The 17,321-nt window shown below is 71.5% G+C and carries 13 protein-coding genes; 7 read left to right on the top strand and 6 right to left on the bottom strand.

Annotation, left to right across the window (positions count from 1 at the left end; genetic code table 11):
- Positions 1-181: 181 nt before the first annotated feature.
- The 5 genes from NUT86_RS20205 to NUT86_RS20185 form a co-directional block, all read right to left on the bottom strand.
- Positions 182-1,354: an NAD(P)/FAD-dependent oxidoreductase gene (locus NUT86_RS20205; protein ID WP_274736827.1), complete on the bottom strand. Its 1,173-nt coding sequence runs from the start codon at positions 1,352-1,354 to the stop codon at positions 182-184.
- Positions 1,355-1,362: 8 nt separating this feature from the next.
- The gene (locus NUT86_RS20200) at positions 1,363-1,557 is read right to left on the bottom strand and encodes a ferredoxin (protein ID WP_109890884.1); all 195 of its coding nucleotides are present in this window, start codon (positions 1,555-1,557) and stop codon (positions 1,363-1,365) included.
- Positions 1,558-1,644: 87 nt separating this feature from the next.
- Complete coding sequence (locus NUT86_RS20195; protein ID WP_274736824.1) at positions 1,645-2,835, bottom strand: cytochrome P450; 1,191 nt, start codon at positions 2,833-2,835, stop codon at positions 1,645-1,647.
- Positions 2,832-3,515 carry a DUF3159 domain-containing protein gene (locus NUT86_RS20190; protein ID WP_266438280.1) on the bottom strand — a complete coding sequence of 228 codons (684 nt, stop codon included), beginning with the start codon at positions 3,513-3,515 and terminating at the stop codon, positions 2,832-2,834. Before NUT86_RS20190 ends, NUT86_RS20195 begins: the two co-directional genes overlap by 4 nt.
- A 350-nt stretch (positions 3,516-3,865) precedes the next feature.
- The gene (locus NUT86_RS20185) at positions 3,866-5,065 is read right to left on the bottom strand and encodes a hypothetical protein (protein ID WP_174876370.1); all 1,200 of its coding nucleotides are present in this window, start codon (positions 5,063-5,065) and stop codon (positions 3,866-3,868) included.
- A gap of 521 nt (positions 5,066-5,586) precedes the next feature.
- Between NUT86_RS20185 and NUT86_RS20180 the strand changes: the two genes are divergently transcribed.
- The 6 genes from NUT86_RS20180 to NUT86_RS20155 all read left to right on the top strand — a co-directional run bounded on the left by NUT86_RS20180 (position 5,587) and on the right by NUT86_RS20155 (position 11,603).
- Complete coding sequence (locus tag NUT86_RS20180; protein ID WP_274736822.1) at positions 5,587-6,528, top strand: squalene/phytoene synthase family protein; 942 nt, start codon at positions 5,587-5,589, stop codon at positions 6,526-6,528.
- A 151-nt stretch (positions 6,529-6,679) separates the two neighbouring features.
- Entirely contained in the window at positions 6,680-7,606 is a 927-nt protein-coding gene (locus NUT86_RS20175) for a thermonuclease family protein (RefSeq protein WP_266438270.1), read from the top strand.
- Positions 7,607-7,768: 162 nt separating this feature from the next.
- Positions 7,769-8,992 carry an FAD-dependent monooxygenase gene (locus NUT86_RS20170; protein ID WP_274736819.1) on the top strand — a complete coding sequence of 408 codons (1,224 nt, stop codon included), beginning with the start codon at positions 7,769-7,771 and terminating at the stop codon, positions 8,990-8,992.
- A 50-nt stretch (positions 8,993-9,042) separates the two neighbouring features.
- A complete protein-coding gene (locus NUT86_RS20165; RefSeq protein ID WP_274736817.1) occupies positions 9,043-9,765 on the top strand; it encodes a TetR/AcrR family transcriptional regulator in 723 nt (240 codons plus the stop codon).
- A gap of 228 nt (positions 9,766-9,993) precedes the next feature.
- Entirely contained in the window at positions 9,994-10,767 is a 774-nt protein-coding gene (locus NUT86_RS20160; protein WP_274736816.1) for a LamG domain-containing protein, read from the top strand.
- Between the two features lie 251 nt (positions 10,768-11,018).
- Positions 11,019-11,603, top strand: a complete 585-nt coding sequence (locus NUT86_RS20155; protein WP_018092354.1) for a sigma-70 family RNA polymerase sigma factor — start codon at positions 11,019-11,021, stop codon at positions 11,601-11,603.
- 3 nt (positions 11,604-11,606) lie between these two features.
- Here NUT86_RS20155 and NUT86_RS20150 read toward each other — a convergent pair whose 3' ends face one another.
- Complete coding sequence (locus NUT86_RS20150) at positions 11,607-12,548, bottom strand: hypothetical protein (protein ID WP_018092353.1); 942 nt, start codon at positions 12,546-12,548, stop codon at positions 11,607-11,609.
- Positions 12,549-12,844: 296 nt separating this feature from the next.
- On the opposite strand from NUT86_RS20150, the gene NUT86_RS20145 reads away from it, so the two are divergent.
- The gene (locus tag NUT86_RS20145) at positions 12,845-17,230 is read left to right on the top strand and encodes an FtsK/SpoIIIE domain-containing protein (protein WP_274740560.1); all 4,386 of its coding nucleotides are present in this window, start codon (positions 12,845-12,847) and stop codon (positions 17,228-17,230) included.
- The last annotated feature ends 91 nt before the right edge of the window (positions 17,231-17,321 follow it).

Here is a 17,321-nt window from a genome sequence, read left to right as displayed (position 1 = left end):
GTGTGCGGGGCGGATCACGGATGGCTCCTTGCTACGGGCTACGGGTTAGGGGGCGACGGGCTATGGGGCTACGGGGAGGTACGGGCCGGCCGGTGCGGCCTTTTGGGGGCCGTCACCGGCCGGCGGTGCCGGTCGGGGAGGGGCTGACCGGGGGGGGAGTGGTGCCCCGCCAGGACGTACGTCAGGCGGCGACGCTCACGGCGAGCTGACTGCGGTAGGCGCGCAGGGCCCGTGCGTTGTTCCAGCCGAGCGCGCCCACCACACGGCCGTCCACCTTGTAGAGCGCGACGAACCGGTGTGCCTCCGGATCCCCGTCGACGACGTCGACGGTCGCGTCGGAAGGGCACCAGCCGCAGGTTTGGATCTTGGTGTAGTAGAGGTCGGTCCAGCCGAACGGGACCGGTGTGTAGGGGACTGCCTGTTCCGGGCCGGACAGCAGGTTCCGGGCGGCGGTGATGGCCTGTTGGGTGGCGTTGGTGCGCTGTTCGAGGCGGACCCGGCCACCGGCGGCGGGATGGGGCCAGTTGGCGACGTCTCCTGCCGCGTACACCCGCGGCGCGGCCTGGCAGGTGCGGTCGCAGAGCACTCCGTCACCCAGCGGGATCCCGGAGCCGGCCAGCCATTCGGTGGCCGGCACCGAGCCGATCGCGACCACGACGACATCGGCGGGCAGCCGGGTGCCGTCGTCGAGTGTCACCGCGGTGACCCGCCCGTCCTCGCCGCTCATGCCGGTGACATGGCGGCCCATGCACAGACGGACACCGTGGTCGCGGTGCATGTCGGCCACCAAACCGCCCACGAAGGTGCCGACCTGCCGGGCCAGCGGAGTGGCTTCGACATCGACGAGGGTGACGTCCAGGCCGAGGCCGCGTGTGGTGGCGGCGATCTCGCTGCCGAGGAATCCGGCACCGATCACCACGACGCGGGGTCCGGCCTGCAACTGGGCGCGCAGCGTGAGGGTTTCGTCGAGGGTGCGGAGCACATGGACGCCGGCCAGGTCATGGCCGAAGGGCAGGTGACGGGGGCGCAGTCCGGTGGCGATGATCAGGCCGTCGTAGCCCAGCCGGTCCCCGTCGGCCAGGGTGACGACACGTTCCGCCGTGTCCAGGCCGGTTGCCCGGCAGCCCAGTCTCAGGTCCATGCGCAGCTGCTGGAGGTCGACTTCCCGGCGCAGGGCGGACCGGTGCGGTTCCCAGTCGCCGGCCAGCACCTGCTTGGACAGCGGTGGCCGGTCGTACGGGATCCGCAGTTCGTCGCCGACCAGGGACAGCGTCCCGGTGAAGCCCTCGCGCCGGAGGGTGTCGGCCGCGGTGAGGCCCGCGGCCGACGCGCCCACCAGGACGATGTGGTCCATGGCGGGCACTACTCCACCACCTCGATCGCCAGTGCCGGGCAGCGGGCGGCGGCGTCCATGACCTGGGGCAGCAACGCGTGCGGCGGGTCGGCGTCGAGGAGGACGACGATGCCGTCCTCGTCCCGCTGGTCGAAGACGTCAGCGGCGGCCAGCACGCAGGTGCCCGCGCCGACGCATTTGCCCTCATCGATGAGGATCTTCATGGGGTTCTCCGTGCGGTGTGCGGTGTGCGGTGTGTGGTGTGTGGTGTGTGGTGTGGGGTGTGACGATGCGCGGGGGGTGTGCAGGTCTCACCAGGTCACGGGCAGTTCGTGGACGCCGTAGACGAGCATGTCGTCGCGCATCGGCACCTCTTCCACCGGAACCGCCAGCCGCAGCGTCGGGAACCGGTCCAGGAGCGCGGACAGCGCTGCCTTCATCTCCGCCCGGGCCAGCTGCTGGCCGAGGCACTGGTGGATGCCGTGGCCGAACGCCAGGTGCGCGCTGTGCGACCGGCCCACGTCCAGCGCCTCCAGGTCGTCGGCGAGGTGTTCCGCATCCCGGTTCCCGGAGGCCAGGGAGGCGACCACCATGCTGCCTTCCTTGATCTGCTGCCCGTGCAGTTCCACGTCCTCCAGCGCCGTACGGCGCACCCCGAACTGAACGACCGTCAGGTAGCGCAGCAGCTCCTCGACCGCGCCGTCCATCAGGGAGGGGTCGGCGCGCAGCGCTGCCAGCTGCTCGGGGTTCTGCAGCAGGCACATGGTGCCCAGCGCGATCATGTTCGCGGTCGTCTCGTGCCCGGCTATCAGCAGCAACACCCCCACGCCGGCCAGTTCTTCGTCGGTCAGCTCCCCGGACTGCACCAGCTCGCTGAGGATGTCGTCGGTGGGGTTGTCCCGCTTGGAGAGGACCAGTTGGTGGATGAACCCGCGCATCGCGGCCTGCGCCTGCTGGAATTCCTCGGGGCTGGAATTCAGCCGGACGATCGTGGCCGAGTTCCGCTGGAACTCCTCACGGTCGGCGTAGGGCACCCCGAGCAGCTCGCAAATCACCAGCGAGGGAACCGGCAGCGCGAAGGCCTGGACGAGGTCGACCGGGCCCTCCGCCGCGGCCATCGCGTCCAGCTGCTCGGCGACGATCTTCTCCACCGCCGGCGCCAGCTGCCGCATCCGTCGCACGGTGAACTGACCGGTGAGCAGCCGCCGGAACCGGGTGTGCTCCGGGGCGTCCATCATGATGAACAGCCCGGGCGGCGGGGGCGGTGCGTCCTCCATACCGCCGCCGCCGGGCCGCAGGACGATGCGCTTCGCGCTGAACCGCGGGTCGCTGAGGACCGTCCGCACGTCGTCGTACCGGGTGACCAGCCAGCCGACGGCACCGTCCGGGAAGGTCACCGGCGCGACCGGCTCCTGCTCACGCAGCGTCCGGTACTCCTCCGGCGGGTCGAAGGGGCAGCTCCGCACAGTGGGCTGGGTTTTGAGGGGCGGGGTGTTCGTCACGGAAGGGTCCTTTCCAGAGGGAGGGATGTCTCGGGGGTCGTGCGGTAGTTGGTGGCGCAGGAGTGGCCGCCGAGGGCGCGGCGGTAGATGCGCCAGCCCAGCAGCGTGCTGAGCGCGAGGACGGGGGGCCCGAAGGCGTCGGCCGTGCCGAGGGCGACCACCTGGCCGGACAGGTACAGCGACAGCTGGATCGTCAGCATCACCGCACTTGAGGCGAGGATCAGCAGGTTGCCCTTGATGTACGCCCGTCGCCGTACGGGGCACCGGTGCCAGCCGGGCCCCTCCTTCGTGATCAGCGCCACCGCCACGCCCATCAGCGGTCGTCGGATCAGCAACATCACGGCGTTGGCCACGACGACCACGCTGTGCATCACCAGGTTGGGCAGGAAGAAGTTGCTGGCGTCTCCGGTCTTCGCGGCCAGCGTCCCCTGGACGCACACGAGACCGAGGACGGCGAGCGCGCGCCACACCGATTCCCCGCGCACCACCCGGTAGACGCAGACGCCGGCGGCTGCCGCCAGGGCGAGCGCCAGCGCGATGGTGAGCTGATGAGTGAAGGCGAAGCTCACGGTGAATCCGAAGATGGGCGCGATATCGATCACTGCCGCGCGCAGCCGGCTGCGAAGGACGGCCTGGGCCGCCTCCTCGCCGTCGGCCATATGGTGTGCTGTTGGGTCCACGACTGCTCCAGGCTCCTCGACAGACGGTGGGCGTCTCGTCGCTTGCGACCTGGTTCACGATGCCGTTGCCCCCCCGCGCCCGTCGTCGTGCGCCCGCAGACACTTGACCTGCCGCAATCGCAGTACGACGGCGCAGCGCCTACCACGGGCGCAGACGCCGGCGCGGTCGGCGGGAGGTGGATCGAGCGCGCCACCGGGACGTGGCCCGACACCCCGCCGCGGGGCCCGGAGGGGCGGGGCGAAGAACAAGGCCACGAAGAAGGCCCAGGTCTCGGACCTGGGCCTCAACTGTGGAGCGTATGGCGGGAGTCGAACCCGCGGGTGGGGGTCTTTGCCCCCTTGCGGTGCCGTCAGCCGCGTCCGGTGAACTGCTGCCCGACGCCGAGCCCGCGCAGGCTGGCGAGGACCTGGGGGTCCTGGGCGTCCAGCCAGTCGCACAGCTGCCGGAAGGAGACCATCCGGACGTCCTTGTGCTTCTCGTCGGCGATGTGCTTGATCGCCTCCTCGACGGCGTCCATGTAGATGCCGCCGTTCCACTGCTCGAAGTGGTTGCCGACGAACAACGGGGCCCGGTTCGTCTCGTACGCCCGCTGGAAGCCGGCGATGTACGCGTCGGCGGCCTGCTTGCGCCATCGCGGGTAGTTGGCCGGCGGACCCTTGGTGGAGTTCCTCGACTGGTTGTACAGCATGTTGTAGTCCATCGAGAGGACCCCGGAGGGGAGGTTGCCGAACGGGATCGACTGGAGCGGGAAGTCCCAGATGCCCTGCTTCTTGGTGGGCCAGACCTGGAGGCCGCCGGGCGAGCTGGCGTCATAGCGCCAGCCGCGCTTGCGCGCCGTCGGCAGCAGGTTCTCCTGGCCGAGCAGGCACGGCGTACGGGCGCCGACCAGCTCCTTGCTGTAATCGAAGGGCAGCGGTTCGAGGTCGGTGAAGCCGGTGTTCGTGCGCCACTTGGTGACGAAGTCCATGGCCTGCTCGATCTCGGAGTCCCACTGGGCGGGGGTCCAGTTGGCGACCGAGCCGGTGCCGCCGCAGAAGTGGCCGTTGAAGTGGGTGCCTATCTCGTGGCCTTCCAGCCAGGCCGCGCGCAGGTTCTTCAGCGTCTCCTTGATGTGGTCATCGGTGAGGTAGTCGATGTCGGCGGCGCCGACGGGGTTGTTCGGCGGCCGGTACAGGCGCTTCTTCGACTCCGGCAGCAGATACAGCCCGGAGAGGAAGAAGGTCATCGAGGCGTTGTGGTCACGGGCGAGTTTGCGGAACCGCGGGAAGAGGCCATTACCCACCTCGGCCGCCCCGTCCCAGGAGAAGACCACGAACTGCGGTGGCTTCTGGCCCGGCTTCAGCTTCTCCGGCGCGGGCGGCTGGTTGGGCTGCTTTCCGGTGTACGCGGTCGAGCCGTCGCCGATCGGCTTTCCCTTCGCCGTCTTTCCCGGCTCGGTCCCGACCTTGCCGGAGTCCGACGACCCGGGGAGGGAGCAGCCGGCGACGGAGAGCGCGGCGGCCGCTCCTATCCCGAGTCCACATATGCCCCGACGGCTGAATTCACGCATTACGGTGCCCATCGCATTCGTTCGAAGTTCTGGTGTGGGGAGGACGACCGGAGAAGTGGGACGCCCATAAGGAAGGTGGGGAGGCGGATGCGGGTCAACTTCGAAAAGGCGAAGGCCGCGATTCCTGTGTCCGGCGCCCCGCAGCCGCGTCGTGGTCCGGCGTCATTTTCTGCATGTCGTGCTCCCCCGTTCGATGGGCGGGGCAGAAGGCTGAAGGCCTCAGCAGCCCTCATCCCATGCCCTTGGACGCACATGACTCTCACGGAGATCGCTAGTGCACCGGTAACGCCTCACTAACAGCCGTTGTGAGTACCGGCCCTGCGGTGTGGACGCAGCGCGGAGGAATGGCGGGGAGGGGAGGGGCGGGGCCGCTCGGGCCGGTCCAAGGACGGATACCCGAGCCGCGCATCCGGTCCGGGCGACTCGCTCCCAACTCGGTACCGGAGAATGCTTATTCGCGATCACGCCGTGACGAGTCCCCTCGGGCCCTCGCCGCCCCCGTACCACCAAAGGAACGCCGGATGAGCATATGGACCAGCAGGCTGGATGCCGCGGGTATTCACGACCCGCGGATGCGCGACGACTTCACCCGGCAGCGCGCGGTGGTGGCCCGTTACAAGCGCGCGGCCTACGCCGCGGTCCTTCTCCTTCTGCCGCGCCCCCTGGCTCCCCATGTGATCGCCGCCGTCGCCTTCATGCACCACACCGACAACCTCCTCGACCAGGGGCCGCTGCCCCAGCGCGCCGCCGCCTATGCGGCATGGGAGAAGGAGGTGAACCAGGCGCTGGCCACCGGCACCAGCGACCACCCCGTGATCCGGCCGCTCCTGCACACCGGGGCCTGTCACCCCCGCCTTCTCGTCCATGCCAAGGACTTTCTCCGCACCGCGACCACCGAACTCGAATTCACCGGCTTCGGCACGGAGTCGGATTACCAGCGCTATCTCGACGAGTACTCACTGCCCGCTTTCCTGCTGGTTGCCGGTCTGCTCGTGCCCGGTGACGAACCTGCCGGCTACCGCGCGGCCTGCCGCACCTACATAGACGGCAGCCAGCGCCTCGACTTCGTCAATGATCTCGCCGAAGATCTGTCCGACGGCAGGCTGACCATCCCTGAGGACGCCTTGCTGAGCCACGGCGTGACCCGTGCCGGCCTCGTACAGGCCCAGGACACCCCCGGAGCCCGCGCGCTGCTGCGGCACCTCCTCCAACAGGCCCGTGCTGCCCTGGCCGCCAGTCACTGTGTGACCGGGTTCCTGCCTCCCGCCAACCGTCCTTTCGTCCGGGCGCTGATAGCCCTGGAAGAGGCCACCACCGACGCGGCCGAGGCCAAGGGACCGGGCCTGCTGACCGCCCCCGCACGCCCCGCCGTCTCCGCGATGCTGAAGATCCTCCTGCGCGAATACCGCCACACGCGCCGCCTGCGCCGCTCCGGTCGCGTCCGCTCGCCCCGGCCCGAATGAAGGAGGCGGGGGCCGCGGGGCTGCGCTCCGCCTGAATCACGGCCGGCTCGTGTCCGGCCGTGCGGAGTTGCGGCGCCTGGGGCACGGCGTGACGCTGGGTGGAGCCGGAGGGTGGAGGCGCCGGAGGCGTACGCCGGGAAGGACGGAAGCCGTGACCGACCCTGTACAGATCCTGTGGACACCTGCCGGGACCGCCATGCCGTCGCTGGGCTCGCGTGCCCTGGTCGAGGTACACGACGGGGACACTCCGTACGTCAAGATGCCGGTCCGCATGCTGTCCGTCGACACTCCGGAAACGACGGCGGATACGGCCGAGCAGGCCGAGAACGTCGACAAGGAGTTCAAGCAACTGGCCGCCTGGATACGGGAGGGCATCGCGCCCATCTCCGATGACCTCGCCGCGTTCCTGTTGCCGAAGATCGAGACGGGGAAAGCGGGCAGTCTGCAGTTCGGCCAGGGCACGGCGGCGGCTGCGTTCAACACGGAGAACATCAAGAAGAGGCTGGCCGAGGGCAGGAAACCCGGCAAGGAACGCAGCATCTTCATCCGCACCGCCGACGACCACTTCGACGACAACAACCGCCTGCTCGCCTACATCGCGCCGAACTACTCGAAGAAGGAACTGGCTACTCTGCCGAGGGAGAAGAGACCGACCTTCAACCTCGATCTCATCACCGAAGGATGGGCGGCACCCTTCGTCATCTACCCCTCCATCCCCGGCGAGCTCGACCTTCCCCTCCTCCTCAAGGCCGCCGACAAGGCGGTCAAGGGCAAGAAGGGAATCTGGAAGGACCCCAAAACCCTGCTCGCCTACGAGTACCGGGCCCTCGAGAAGCTTCACGACGTCACGAAGAAGAAGGCCGAGGGGCAGGAGTGGAAGCCCGGCGAGGCGTTCTCCTGGCGGACGAGGTACTGCGTGGACATGCGCGATCGCGAACTGCACGGTCCGGAGGACTACTTCCGGGTCCCGCCGGTCTACCGGCTGTTTCTCTGGCCGCAGGACGTGAAAGACGCCATCGGCCGGCTCAATCTGACCCCGTCGCCAAGGCTCGCAGGAGGGGGCGGCGGCGCACGCTGAGATCTCCAGCCTCCAGACGACGAAGCAGCCCCAGGTCACCGGCCTGGGGCTTTCGCATGGAACGGGTGACGGAGTCGAACCCGCACTCCCGGCATTCCCTAGTGACGCAGCTCACGAACTGACCAAATGACGAATCTGGTCAGTTCGTGGTTCTCTGGAGCCATGGACATCACGAACGACAGTGGCCGCCGGGCTCTGGTGGTCGGACTCGGCATCAGTGGAATCGCGACGGCCCTGCGGCTACGGCAGATCGGCTGGACCCCGGTCATCGTCGAGAAGGCGGCCTCGCGGCGGTCCGGCGGATACTTCATCGCGCTGTTCGGGGCGGGCCGCGCCGCCGCACAGCGCCTGGGCATCATGGACGGCCTGAGCGACCGCACCCCCCGCGACGGCGCGAACTTCAGCATCGACCGCATCGGAAACCGGCGGCTGGGCCTCGGCTACGCGGACCTGCCGGGAAAGCCGTGGATGATGCTGCGCGGCGACATCGAAGAGGCGGGCTTCGACAAGCTGCCCGCGGACGTCGACATCCGCTACGCGACCGTGCCGACCCACCTCAAGCAGGACGCCGAGGGCGTGGACGTCACGCTGGCCAACACGGTGGACGGCACCTCGGTGACCGAACGGTTCGACCTGGTCGTGGGCGCGGACGGGCTCCGCTCCACCGTGCGGAAGCTGGCGTTCGGGCCGCACGAGAAGTTTCTCCGCCGGTTGAACTACATCGTGGCCGCCTACCAGCTTCGCGGTCCGGTCAGCGATGTCGCCTCGGATGACGGGGCCATCCTGCTGGAACCCGACCGGTCGATGTGGATCTTTCCCTTTGCCGACCATCCTCCGACGGTGCTGCTGAGCTACCGGGCCGACGACGTGGACGCCGAGTTCAGCGGGTCGCCCGTCGAGCGGGTGCGCGCGGCGTTCGGCCGCGGGCCGACCGGGCGCGCGCTGGGTGAGGCGCTCGACGCGCTGGAGTCCGCCGACGACCTGCTCTTCGACTCGGTGGAACAAGTGCACATGGACCGCTGGCACCGCGGCCGGGTGGTGCTCGTCGGCGACTCGGCGTGGTGCGTGACGCTGTACGCCGGAATGGGCGCCTCGGCCGGACTGGCCGGAGCGGACCTGCTCGGCACCATGCTGGACGGCCATCCCGACAACGTGGGCCGAGCCCTCGCCGAATGGGAGAAGGCGCTGCGGCCCTATGTGGAGCACTACCAGCAGAACGGGTCCCAGCAGCGCAAGTTCTTCGTCCCGACGAACCGTCTCCAGCTCACCGTCCGCAGGCTGATGACGAAGGGGATGCGGTCCCCGGTGACCTCGCGCGTGATCCGCGGGCTTCAGGCGAAGAGCAAGACCGCCCGCTTCAAGGAAATGGACATCGCCCGAGCATGATGGCGGGACCCGCGTCCGCGGGTCCCCTCCGCTCAGGCTAGGAAGTGACCATGGCAGCACTCGTCGAACAGGACTCCGCCAAGGCCGCCCGGATTCTCACCGTCGCACAGGAGCTGGTGCTCAAGCGGGGGGTCAAGGGCGTGACCGTGGCGGAGATCGCGGAAAAGGCACACGTCGGCAAAGGCACCGTGTACCTGTACTGGGGCACCAAGGAAGACCTGCTGGTCGGGCTGTTCGCCAGGGAGTTCCTGGCCGTCGTGGAGGGCTCCATCGACGCGCTGACCACGGACCCGGACGCCGCCCGGCCGCACCGGCTGTGTCCGCAGCTCATTCACAACGGCCTGGAGCGCCCGTTCGTCCGCGCACTGCAGACCGGCGACTCCGACCTGTTGGGCGTCCTGACCCAGCACCCGCGCAGCACCGAACTGCTCGGCACGCTGGGCCCGGCCGCACTCATGTACACGGTCCTGCCGGTGTGGCGTCAGCACCGGCTGGCCCGGACCGACTGGCCGCTGGAGGAACAGGCGTACGCGCTGCAAGCACTCATGGCGGGCTTCCTGGAGACCACCACCCGTGCACACACCCTGCGTGAGGTGACCGTCGACGCGCCCGACAAGGTCATCGCCGCCTCGGTGACCGCCTTGCTCGGCCCCGGAGAAGCCACCCCGGACGACGTCCGCGCAACCGCTGACGAAGGCCTGCGGCTGCTCCGCGAAAAGCGTGAACTCGTACTCGCCTCACTCGCCGGCGACCACGACACCGGCCAGGGGTAGGAGACCAGGGAGCCAGCTGATCGCTCCGCCGGAGCATCCCCGCGACCGCCCGCGTTCGCCTGTCCATACCGTCGTGTTGCCGCATGTTCCGGTGCACGGCGGCACATTCAGGGGCGCCCGGGCCCGGCGTCTCACGGGCTGTCAGAGTTTGGGTGCCCGTTGAACCACTTCCGGATCGGACACGTGGTCTCCAGTGACACATGTATGCCGCAACGTCCGGGGAGATTCATGACGCGCAGATGGTCGCTCATCACCGCGATCGCCGTACTGACCGTCGCGCTGGCCTTTGTCGTCACCCAACTGGTGCGCGGCCAGGGGTCCGGGGAGTCCGGGAAGGGGCAGGCCGGGGCGGAACCGGCCTCGCCGGGCGCGGGTGCCGAGTCGCTGCGCGGCGTCGGGTGGTGGCCCCTGCACCGGTCCGGCACCGCGAAGGAGGGTGAGCACGACGCCGTCGTCAGCGGCGGCACGCAGTGGACCGACGGTCCCGAGGGCGGCGCCCTGCGGCTGGACGGCACCAGCGGATTCGCGGACACCGGCTCCCGGATCGACACCGAGGGCAAGGACTACTCGGTCGCCGCACGGGTGCGGCTCACCCCCGAGGACCTGAACGGCGTCCACACCGCCCTGTCCCAGGACGGCGACGCGGTCAGTACGTTCTTCCTCCAGTACTCCGGCCAGGATGAGAACTTCGCGTTCAGTTTCCCCGGTGCCCGTACCGTCGCGGAGAAGACCGGGCAGCCGCAGACCGGCCGCTGGTACCACCTCACCGGTACGTACAGCCAGAAGGACCACCGGATGCGGATCTACGTGGACGGCCGGCTCGCGGGAAGCAGGGGGGCTTCCAGCAAGGTGAAGCCCACCGGCGCCGTGGTGGTCGGACGCGGCAAGTTCGGCGGGAAGGCGGCCGACCACTGGAAGGGCGACATCGCCGACGTGCACGTCTACGACCGGGAACTGACGCCCGGTGAGGTGAAGTCGCTTTCCTCCCGCGAACCGGACTGACGGCGGGCGTCGGTGTCCGCCACGGGGCATCGACCGACGGAACGAGGCGGTACGACGGCGGTACGACGGCGGTACCGGTGTGTGTTCACCGCCGTCGCGTGCCGTCGCGTGCCCGCTGCATGCCGCTGTGTGCCGCCGCATGCCGCCGGGCACGCCGCACGGGCGTAACGTCCGCTCGCGGTGGCGCCCGCCGGCTCTCCCGCAGCGGCTGAACCCGTCTCCCCACAGACGACCGGAGAGGAAACAGGCCTTTGTCGGCCAGCGCTTCGACCGAAGACCGCATACCCTGCCCCCACACCGCGGAAGCCGGCCCCGACGAGTTCCTCAGAGCCCTCTACCGGTTCCACGGCAGTGCGTTGCTGCAGTTCGCCGCACGGCGGCTGGAGGGTGACTGGCACCGCGCCGAGGACGCCCTCCAGGAGGTCGCGATCCGCGCCTGGCATCACGCCGGGGAGCTCGACCCGACCGCGGATTCGGCGCGGCCGTGGCTGTTCACCGTGCTGCGCAACCTCGTCATCGACGGCCACCGGGCCCGCCAGGCCAGACCACCGGAGACCGGCGACCCGGAGCTCGCCCACGTGCCGGTGTCCGACGACGTGGACCATCTGCTCACCTCCCAGGTGCTCTTCGAGGCATTGCGGGACCTGCGGCCGCCGCAGCGCGAGGTCCTGCTGCACGTGCATTACCTGGGGCGCAGCGTCAACCAGACGGCCAAGGTCCTCGGGGTGCCGCCGGGCACGGTCAAGTCGCGGACGTACTACGCCGCCCGCGCCCTGCGGGAGGCGCTGCGCAGCCGCGGGCTGCACTCGGTCCGCCGTGACCGCGACGCCGGATGAGACTCATGCGAAGCGCCCCGCGTGCCGGGTGATCTCCAGGCCGAGCGGTCCGGTGTCGAGCGATCCGCCCGCACCGGCCCGCCAGCGCCACCCCGTGGGCGCGTCGCCGAGCACCAGCAGTGCGTCGCCGCGCCGCAGGCCGTCCAACGCGCCCTCGCGCCGAGGGAGTTGTGAGGCGTCCACGACGAACAGATGCGGCGCCTCACCCTGGACGGCTATCCGGCTGCTGCCCTCGATCAGCCGGAAGATCTGGGTGACGTCGGACGATCCCGGCTCCGGCTCTCCCGGGTCCGCCGAAGCCGCCCTGGCGAACGCCTCCTCCAGGCTGGCCGCGGTGTGCAGACGCGAGGTCCGCGGCATGTCGTCGCCGACGAGCCCGTCGCCGGCCAGGGATCCCACCAGGGTGACCTCGGCGAGCGCCCCCACCGGGCCGGCGAGCGCCTCGGTGATGACGGCCCGCGCCAGGCTGCGCACCTCCTCGTCCGGGCCCGCCACGGAGACGGGACCCGCCGCCCGGGAGAGGTCGACCAGCACCCGGTCGGCGCCGTCCAGCCCCACCGTCACCGTCAGCGCGTACGGCAGGGCGGGTTCGCCCTCCGGACCGGGGCGGTGCAGGTCGTCGGGCGAGACCGTCCAGCGCTCGCCGTCCGCCTCGGCGGTCCAGGGCGCGGGGGCGGCCTCCTCCGCACCGGCCAGCAGCAGTCCGAGCCGCTCCTCGGAGTAGACGACGGCGTACAGGTCGGGCAGCGACCGGCCGGAGCGCAGGCATTCGCCCGTCAGCCGGCGCAGGCCCGCGTCGACCACGTCCAGCGCCTGGCGCCCCACGACGGCGGCCGAGGCGGCGACGGGCTTCGGCGGGCGGGGCCGCCGCTCGGTGACGACCAGCGCGGCCACCGCTCCGATCAGCGCCAGCCCCAGCACCACGGCCAGGACGTACCAGATCATCTTCTGACTCCTTGTCGGGGCGCCCCGGCGGCGGAGCCGGGACGGGCGGAAGCGGGGGCGGCGCCGCGGCGGAGTCGCGGCGCCGTGCACCCGAAGGCCACTACGGGGCGCGGCCGCGGACGGTTCACCGGTGTGGCCGTGAGCCGTCCGTGAGCCCCGCCCGCCATCGGCCCGTGCACCGTTCGTGAACCGTTCGCAGGCACGCTCCGTAGGTCCCGTCAGTGGCGCGGGAGCCGACGAGCACGGCTGCCGCGGGCCCCGCATTCACGCCGGCTGGAGGACGTTTCGTGTCGTTGATGTTGACCGTGGTCGAGGGGGACGGTGACGCGTTCGACGTCCACCTCGACGCCGACCCCGACACGCCCGTGGGCGCCGTCGCGGAGGCGCTGGCCGGGGCGGGTGGGGTCCACCGGCCCCCGGAGGGCCTCGGCCTGTACGCCGGCGACCGGCTGCTGCCCGCGGACCTGCGGCTGCGGGACGCGCAGCTGCGCCACGCGGCCATCGTGGGCCTGGGCCGCCCGGCGGGCACCTCGTCGGCCGAGCCGGACGGACTGGTGGAGGTCCGTGCGGTCGGCGGGAGCGGGGCGGGCGCGGTGCACCGGCTCGACATCGGCGAGTACCGGATCGGACTGGCACACGACGGGACCGCCCAGGTGCTGCGCGCCGTACCGGCCCGTCCGTTCGCCGTCCTGACGGTGGGCCCCCAAGGACGCTGCCGGGTGGCGCCCGACGCGTCCGCGCCGGACGGCGGCACCCTGCAACTGGACCGCGAGGACCTCGCCGGGGCCACCGCCTGGCCGGCCGGCGCACAGCTCCTCGTCGGCGGCTGCCTGCTCGAACTCGCCCTCCCGCAGCGGCCGGACGCGGCCGTGCAGCCGTCGGAGGACGGCACCGGCTGGGACTACAACCGGCCGCCGCGGCTGCGGCCGGCCGAGAACCGCACCCGCTTCACCCTGCCCTCCCCGCCCGCGGCGCCCGCCGCCCGGCCGCTCCCGTGGCTCGCCGCGGCCGCCCCGCTGGTGATGGCGGTGGCCGGGGCGACGATGCTCGGCCGCCCGACGATGCTGCTGTTCGGGCTGCTCTCGCCGGTCGTGATCGTCGGCAACTACCTGATGAGCCGGCGCAGCGGACGGCAGTCCCACTCCGGCGATGTCGCCGCGTACGAGGAGAAGAAGGCGCGCATCGAGGGCGACGCGGAGCAGGCCCTGGCGGCCGAGCGCACCGCCCGGCGCCGTGGCTTCCCGGACCCGGCCGAGGTCGTGCTGACCGCCGTCGGCCCCCGGCGCCGCCTGTGGGAACGCCGCACCTCGGACGCCGACTTCCTGGAACTGCGCATCGGGACCGCCGATCTGCCCTCCGACGTGGTGCTCCAGGACCCGACCAAGGACGAACACCGCCGCCAGGAGCCGTGGACCGCGTACGACGTCCCGGTGACCGTTCCGCTGCGGGAGCACGACGTGCTGGGAATCGCCGGTGAGGGCCCGACCGCGCGCGCCGTGGCACGGTGGGCGGTCGCCCAGGCCGCCGTGCTGCACAGCCCCCGTGACTTCCAGATCCACCTGCTGACCACCGGCGGCCCGGGCCGGGACGGCTGGTCCTGGCTGCGCTGGCTGCCGCATGTGCGGAAGAAGTCCGGCGACACCCCGGCGAGCATCGGCTACGGCACGGAGACCTGCGCCCGGCGGGTCGCCGAACTGACCGCGCTGATCGCCGAGCGTGCCGGGCAGGAGGACCGGCGGAGCCGGACCGCCGGACCCGATGTGCTGGTCGTCCTCGACGGGGCCCGCAGGCTGCGTTCGCTGCCCGGCGTGGCGCAGATCCTGCGCGACGGACCGTCCGTCGGCGTCCGCGCGGTCTGCCTGGATTCCGAGGAGCGGCTGCTGCCCGAGGAGTGCCACGCCGTCGTCACCGAGGAGCCCGGCGGAACCGTGCGGGTGGGACGCTCCGGGAGGGGCACCGTCGGGGGCATCCGGCCCGACACGGTGTCCCTGGACTGGTGCCGTTCGCTGGCCCGGGCGATGGGTCCGCTGCGGGACCCGGGCGGGGACGACGAGGAGGCCGCGGTGCTCCCCGGTTCCGCGCGGCTGCTCGACGTCCTCGCCCTCGACCCGCCGCAGGCCGCCGGCGTCCGGGCGCGCTGGACGGCCGGGGGCCGCTCGACCCGGGCGGCCGTCGGCGTCTCCCTGGACGGACCGTTCTTCCTGGACCTCAAGCGCGACGGTCCGCACGGGCTGGTCGCCGGTACCACCGGCTCCGGCAAGTCCGAACTCCTCCAGACGCTGGTCGCCTCGCTCGCGGTGGCGAACCGTCCGGACGCGATGACGTTCGTCCTCGTCGACTACAAGGGCGGCTCCGCGTTCAAGGACTGCGTGGACCTGCCGCACACCGTCGGCATGGTCACCGACCTCGACGCCCACCTCGTCGAGCGGGCCCTGGTGTCGCTGACGGCGGAGCTGACCCGGCGCGAGCACATCCTCGCCGCGGCCGGCGCCAAGGACATCGAGGACTACGTCGAGCTGCTGGAGCGGAACCCGGCGGGCCACACCCCGATGCCCCGGCTGCTCATCGTCATCGACGAGTTCGCCTCGATGGTGCGCGATCTGCCGGACTTCGTGAAGGGCCTGGTCAACATCGCGCAGCGGGGCCGCAGCCTCGGCATCCACCTGATCCTGGCGACACAGCGCCCCAGCGGTGTCGTCTCCTCGGAGATCCGCGCCAACACCAATCTGCGCATCGCGCTGCGGGTGACGGACTCCGGCGAGAGCCAGGACGTCCTCAACTCCTCCGAGGCGGCCGGGATCTCGCAGAGCACACCCGGCCGCGCCTATGTGCGCTTCGGCCAGAACTCCCTCGTGCCCTTCCAGTCCGGCCGGGTCGGCGGCCGCCGGCCCGGCGCCGCGGCGGCCTCGCTGCCGGCGCCCTGGGCGGTGGCGGTCGGCTGGGAGCGGCTCGGCGAGCCGCTGCCGGCGCGGCCGCGCGCCGCGGCCGCCCCCGCCGAAGTGGAGACCGACCTCACCGGGCTCGTCGCGGCGATCCGCGAAGCGGACCGGGAGATGGGCATCCCCGCACAGCACAGCCCCTGGCTGCCGCCGCTGCCCGAGCAGCTGGTCACCGCCGGCCTGCCGCCCGCCCCGCCCTCGGACTACGACCTCGCGCCCGTCGCGTACGGCGTGGTGGACCTGCCCGCACAGCAGGCCCGGCTCCCCCTGGTGATCGACCCCGCGACGCTCGGGCACCTGCACATCATCGGCTCACCCCGGCAGGGCAGGTCGCAGACGCTGCGCACCATCGCCGGGAACCTGGCCCGCGTCCACTCCCCGGCGCAGCTGCACATGTACGGCATCGACTGCGGCAACGGCGCCCTGCTGGCCATGGAGGGGCTGCCGCACTGCGGCGCCGTCACCCAGCGCACCCAGCCCGACCGGGTGGCCCGGCTGCTCGCCCGGCTGACGGCGGAGCTCACCCGGCGGCAGGAGATGCTCGCCGCCCGCGGCAGCGCCGACCTGACGGAGCTGCGCCGCGCCCTGCCGGAGGACGAACGGCCGCCGCACCTCGTGCTGTTCCTCGACCGGTGGGAGGTCTTCGACAAGCAGCTCGGCGAATACGACGCCGGGAACCTGCTGAACTCCGTGCTGACCCTCCTCCGGGACGGCGCGAGCGCGGGCATCCACCTGGTGATGACCGGCGACCGGGCGCTGTTCTCCAGCCGGGTCAACAGCTCCACCGAGGACAAGCTCGTGCTGAAGCTCAACGAGAAGTCCGAGTACGGAATGATCGGCATCACCCAGCGGAACGTGCCCGACGAGATCCCGCCCGGCCGCGCGTTCCGCGCCGCCGACAAGGCCGAGGTGCAGATCGCGCTCCTCACCGAGAACCCGGAGGGCCAGGCGCAGGCCGCGGCGCTCCAGCAGATCGCCGAGCAGTGCCGCGAACGGGCGGCTCATCTGCCGGCCGCCACCCGGCCGTTCCGCGTCGACACCCTGCCGGACCGGCTCACCTTCGAGGAGGCCGCCCGGTTCGTCCCGGCCAGGCGCTCCGAGCGATGGGCACTGGCCGGCGTCGGCGGCGACGAACTCACCGCTCTCGGGCCGGACTTCACCGTCACCCCGACGTTCCTCGTCGCCGGGCCCGCCCGCTCGGGACGCAGCACCGTCCTGTCGACGCTGGCGCTGGCGCTGCTCGCGGTCGGCACCCCGGTCGTGGTCGGGGCCCCCGCCCGCTCGCCGCTGCGCAACCTCGCCGGACGGCCCGGCGTTCTCGCGGTGTTCGACGAGTCCGACATCGACCCCACGGCCCTGGAGGCGGCGCTGGCCTCCGCGCCCGACGGGGCCGTGGTGCTCCTCGACGACGCCGACCTGCTGCTGAAGACGAAGGCCGAGCCCGTCCTCACCCAGATCGCCAAGTCCGGTGCCGAGACCGGCCGCGGCCTGGTGATCGCCGGGCAGACCGACCGGCTCTCCTCCGGCTTCTCCGGCTGGCACACCGAGGCCCGCCGCAACCGGTCCGGACTGCTGCTGAAGCCGCAGAACATGAGCGACGGCGAGCTGATCGGCGTCAAGGTGCCCCGCAGCCGACTGGGCGCGACCCGCCCGGGGCGGGCGATCCTGCACCTGGGCGACGGCGTGCTGCGCACCGTGCAGGTACCGGAGACGGTGCTTGCGGAGCCGGGCGCACCTGCCTGACCCCCCGTGCCGGACACACCGTCCGCACACCACAGAGGGCTCCCGCCGATGAGGTCGGCGGGAGCCCTCTCGTCTGCGGGGCGGGGCCGGG

This window comes from Streptomyces sp. G7(2002) (assembly GCF_028870195.1).
GTDB lineage: Bacteria > Actinomycetota > Actinomycetes > Streptomycetales > Streptomycetaceae > Streptomyces > Streptomyces nigrescens.
The sequence above is the reverse complement of the archived record's forward strand: the minus strand, read 5'-3'. Positions and strand labels throughout refer to the sequence as shown.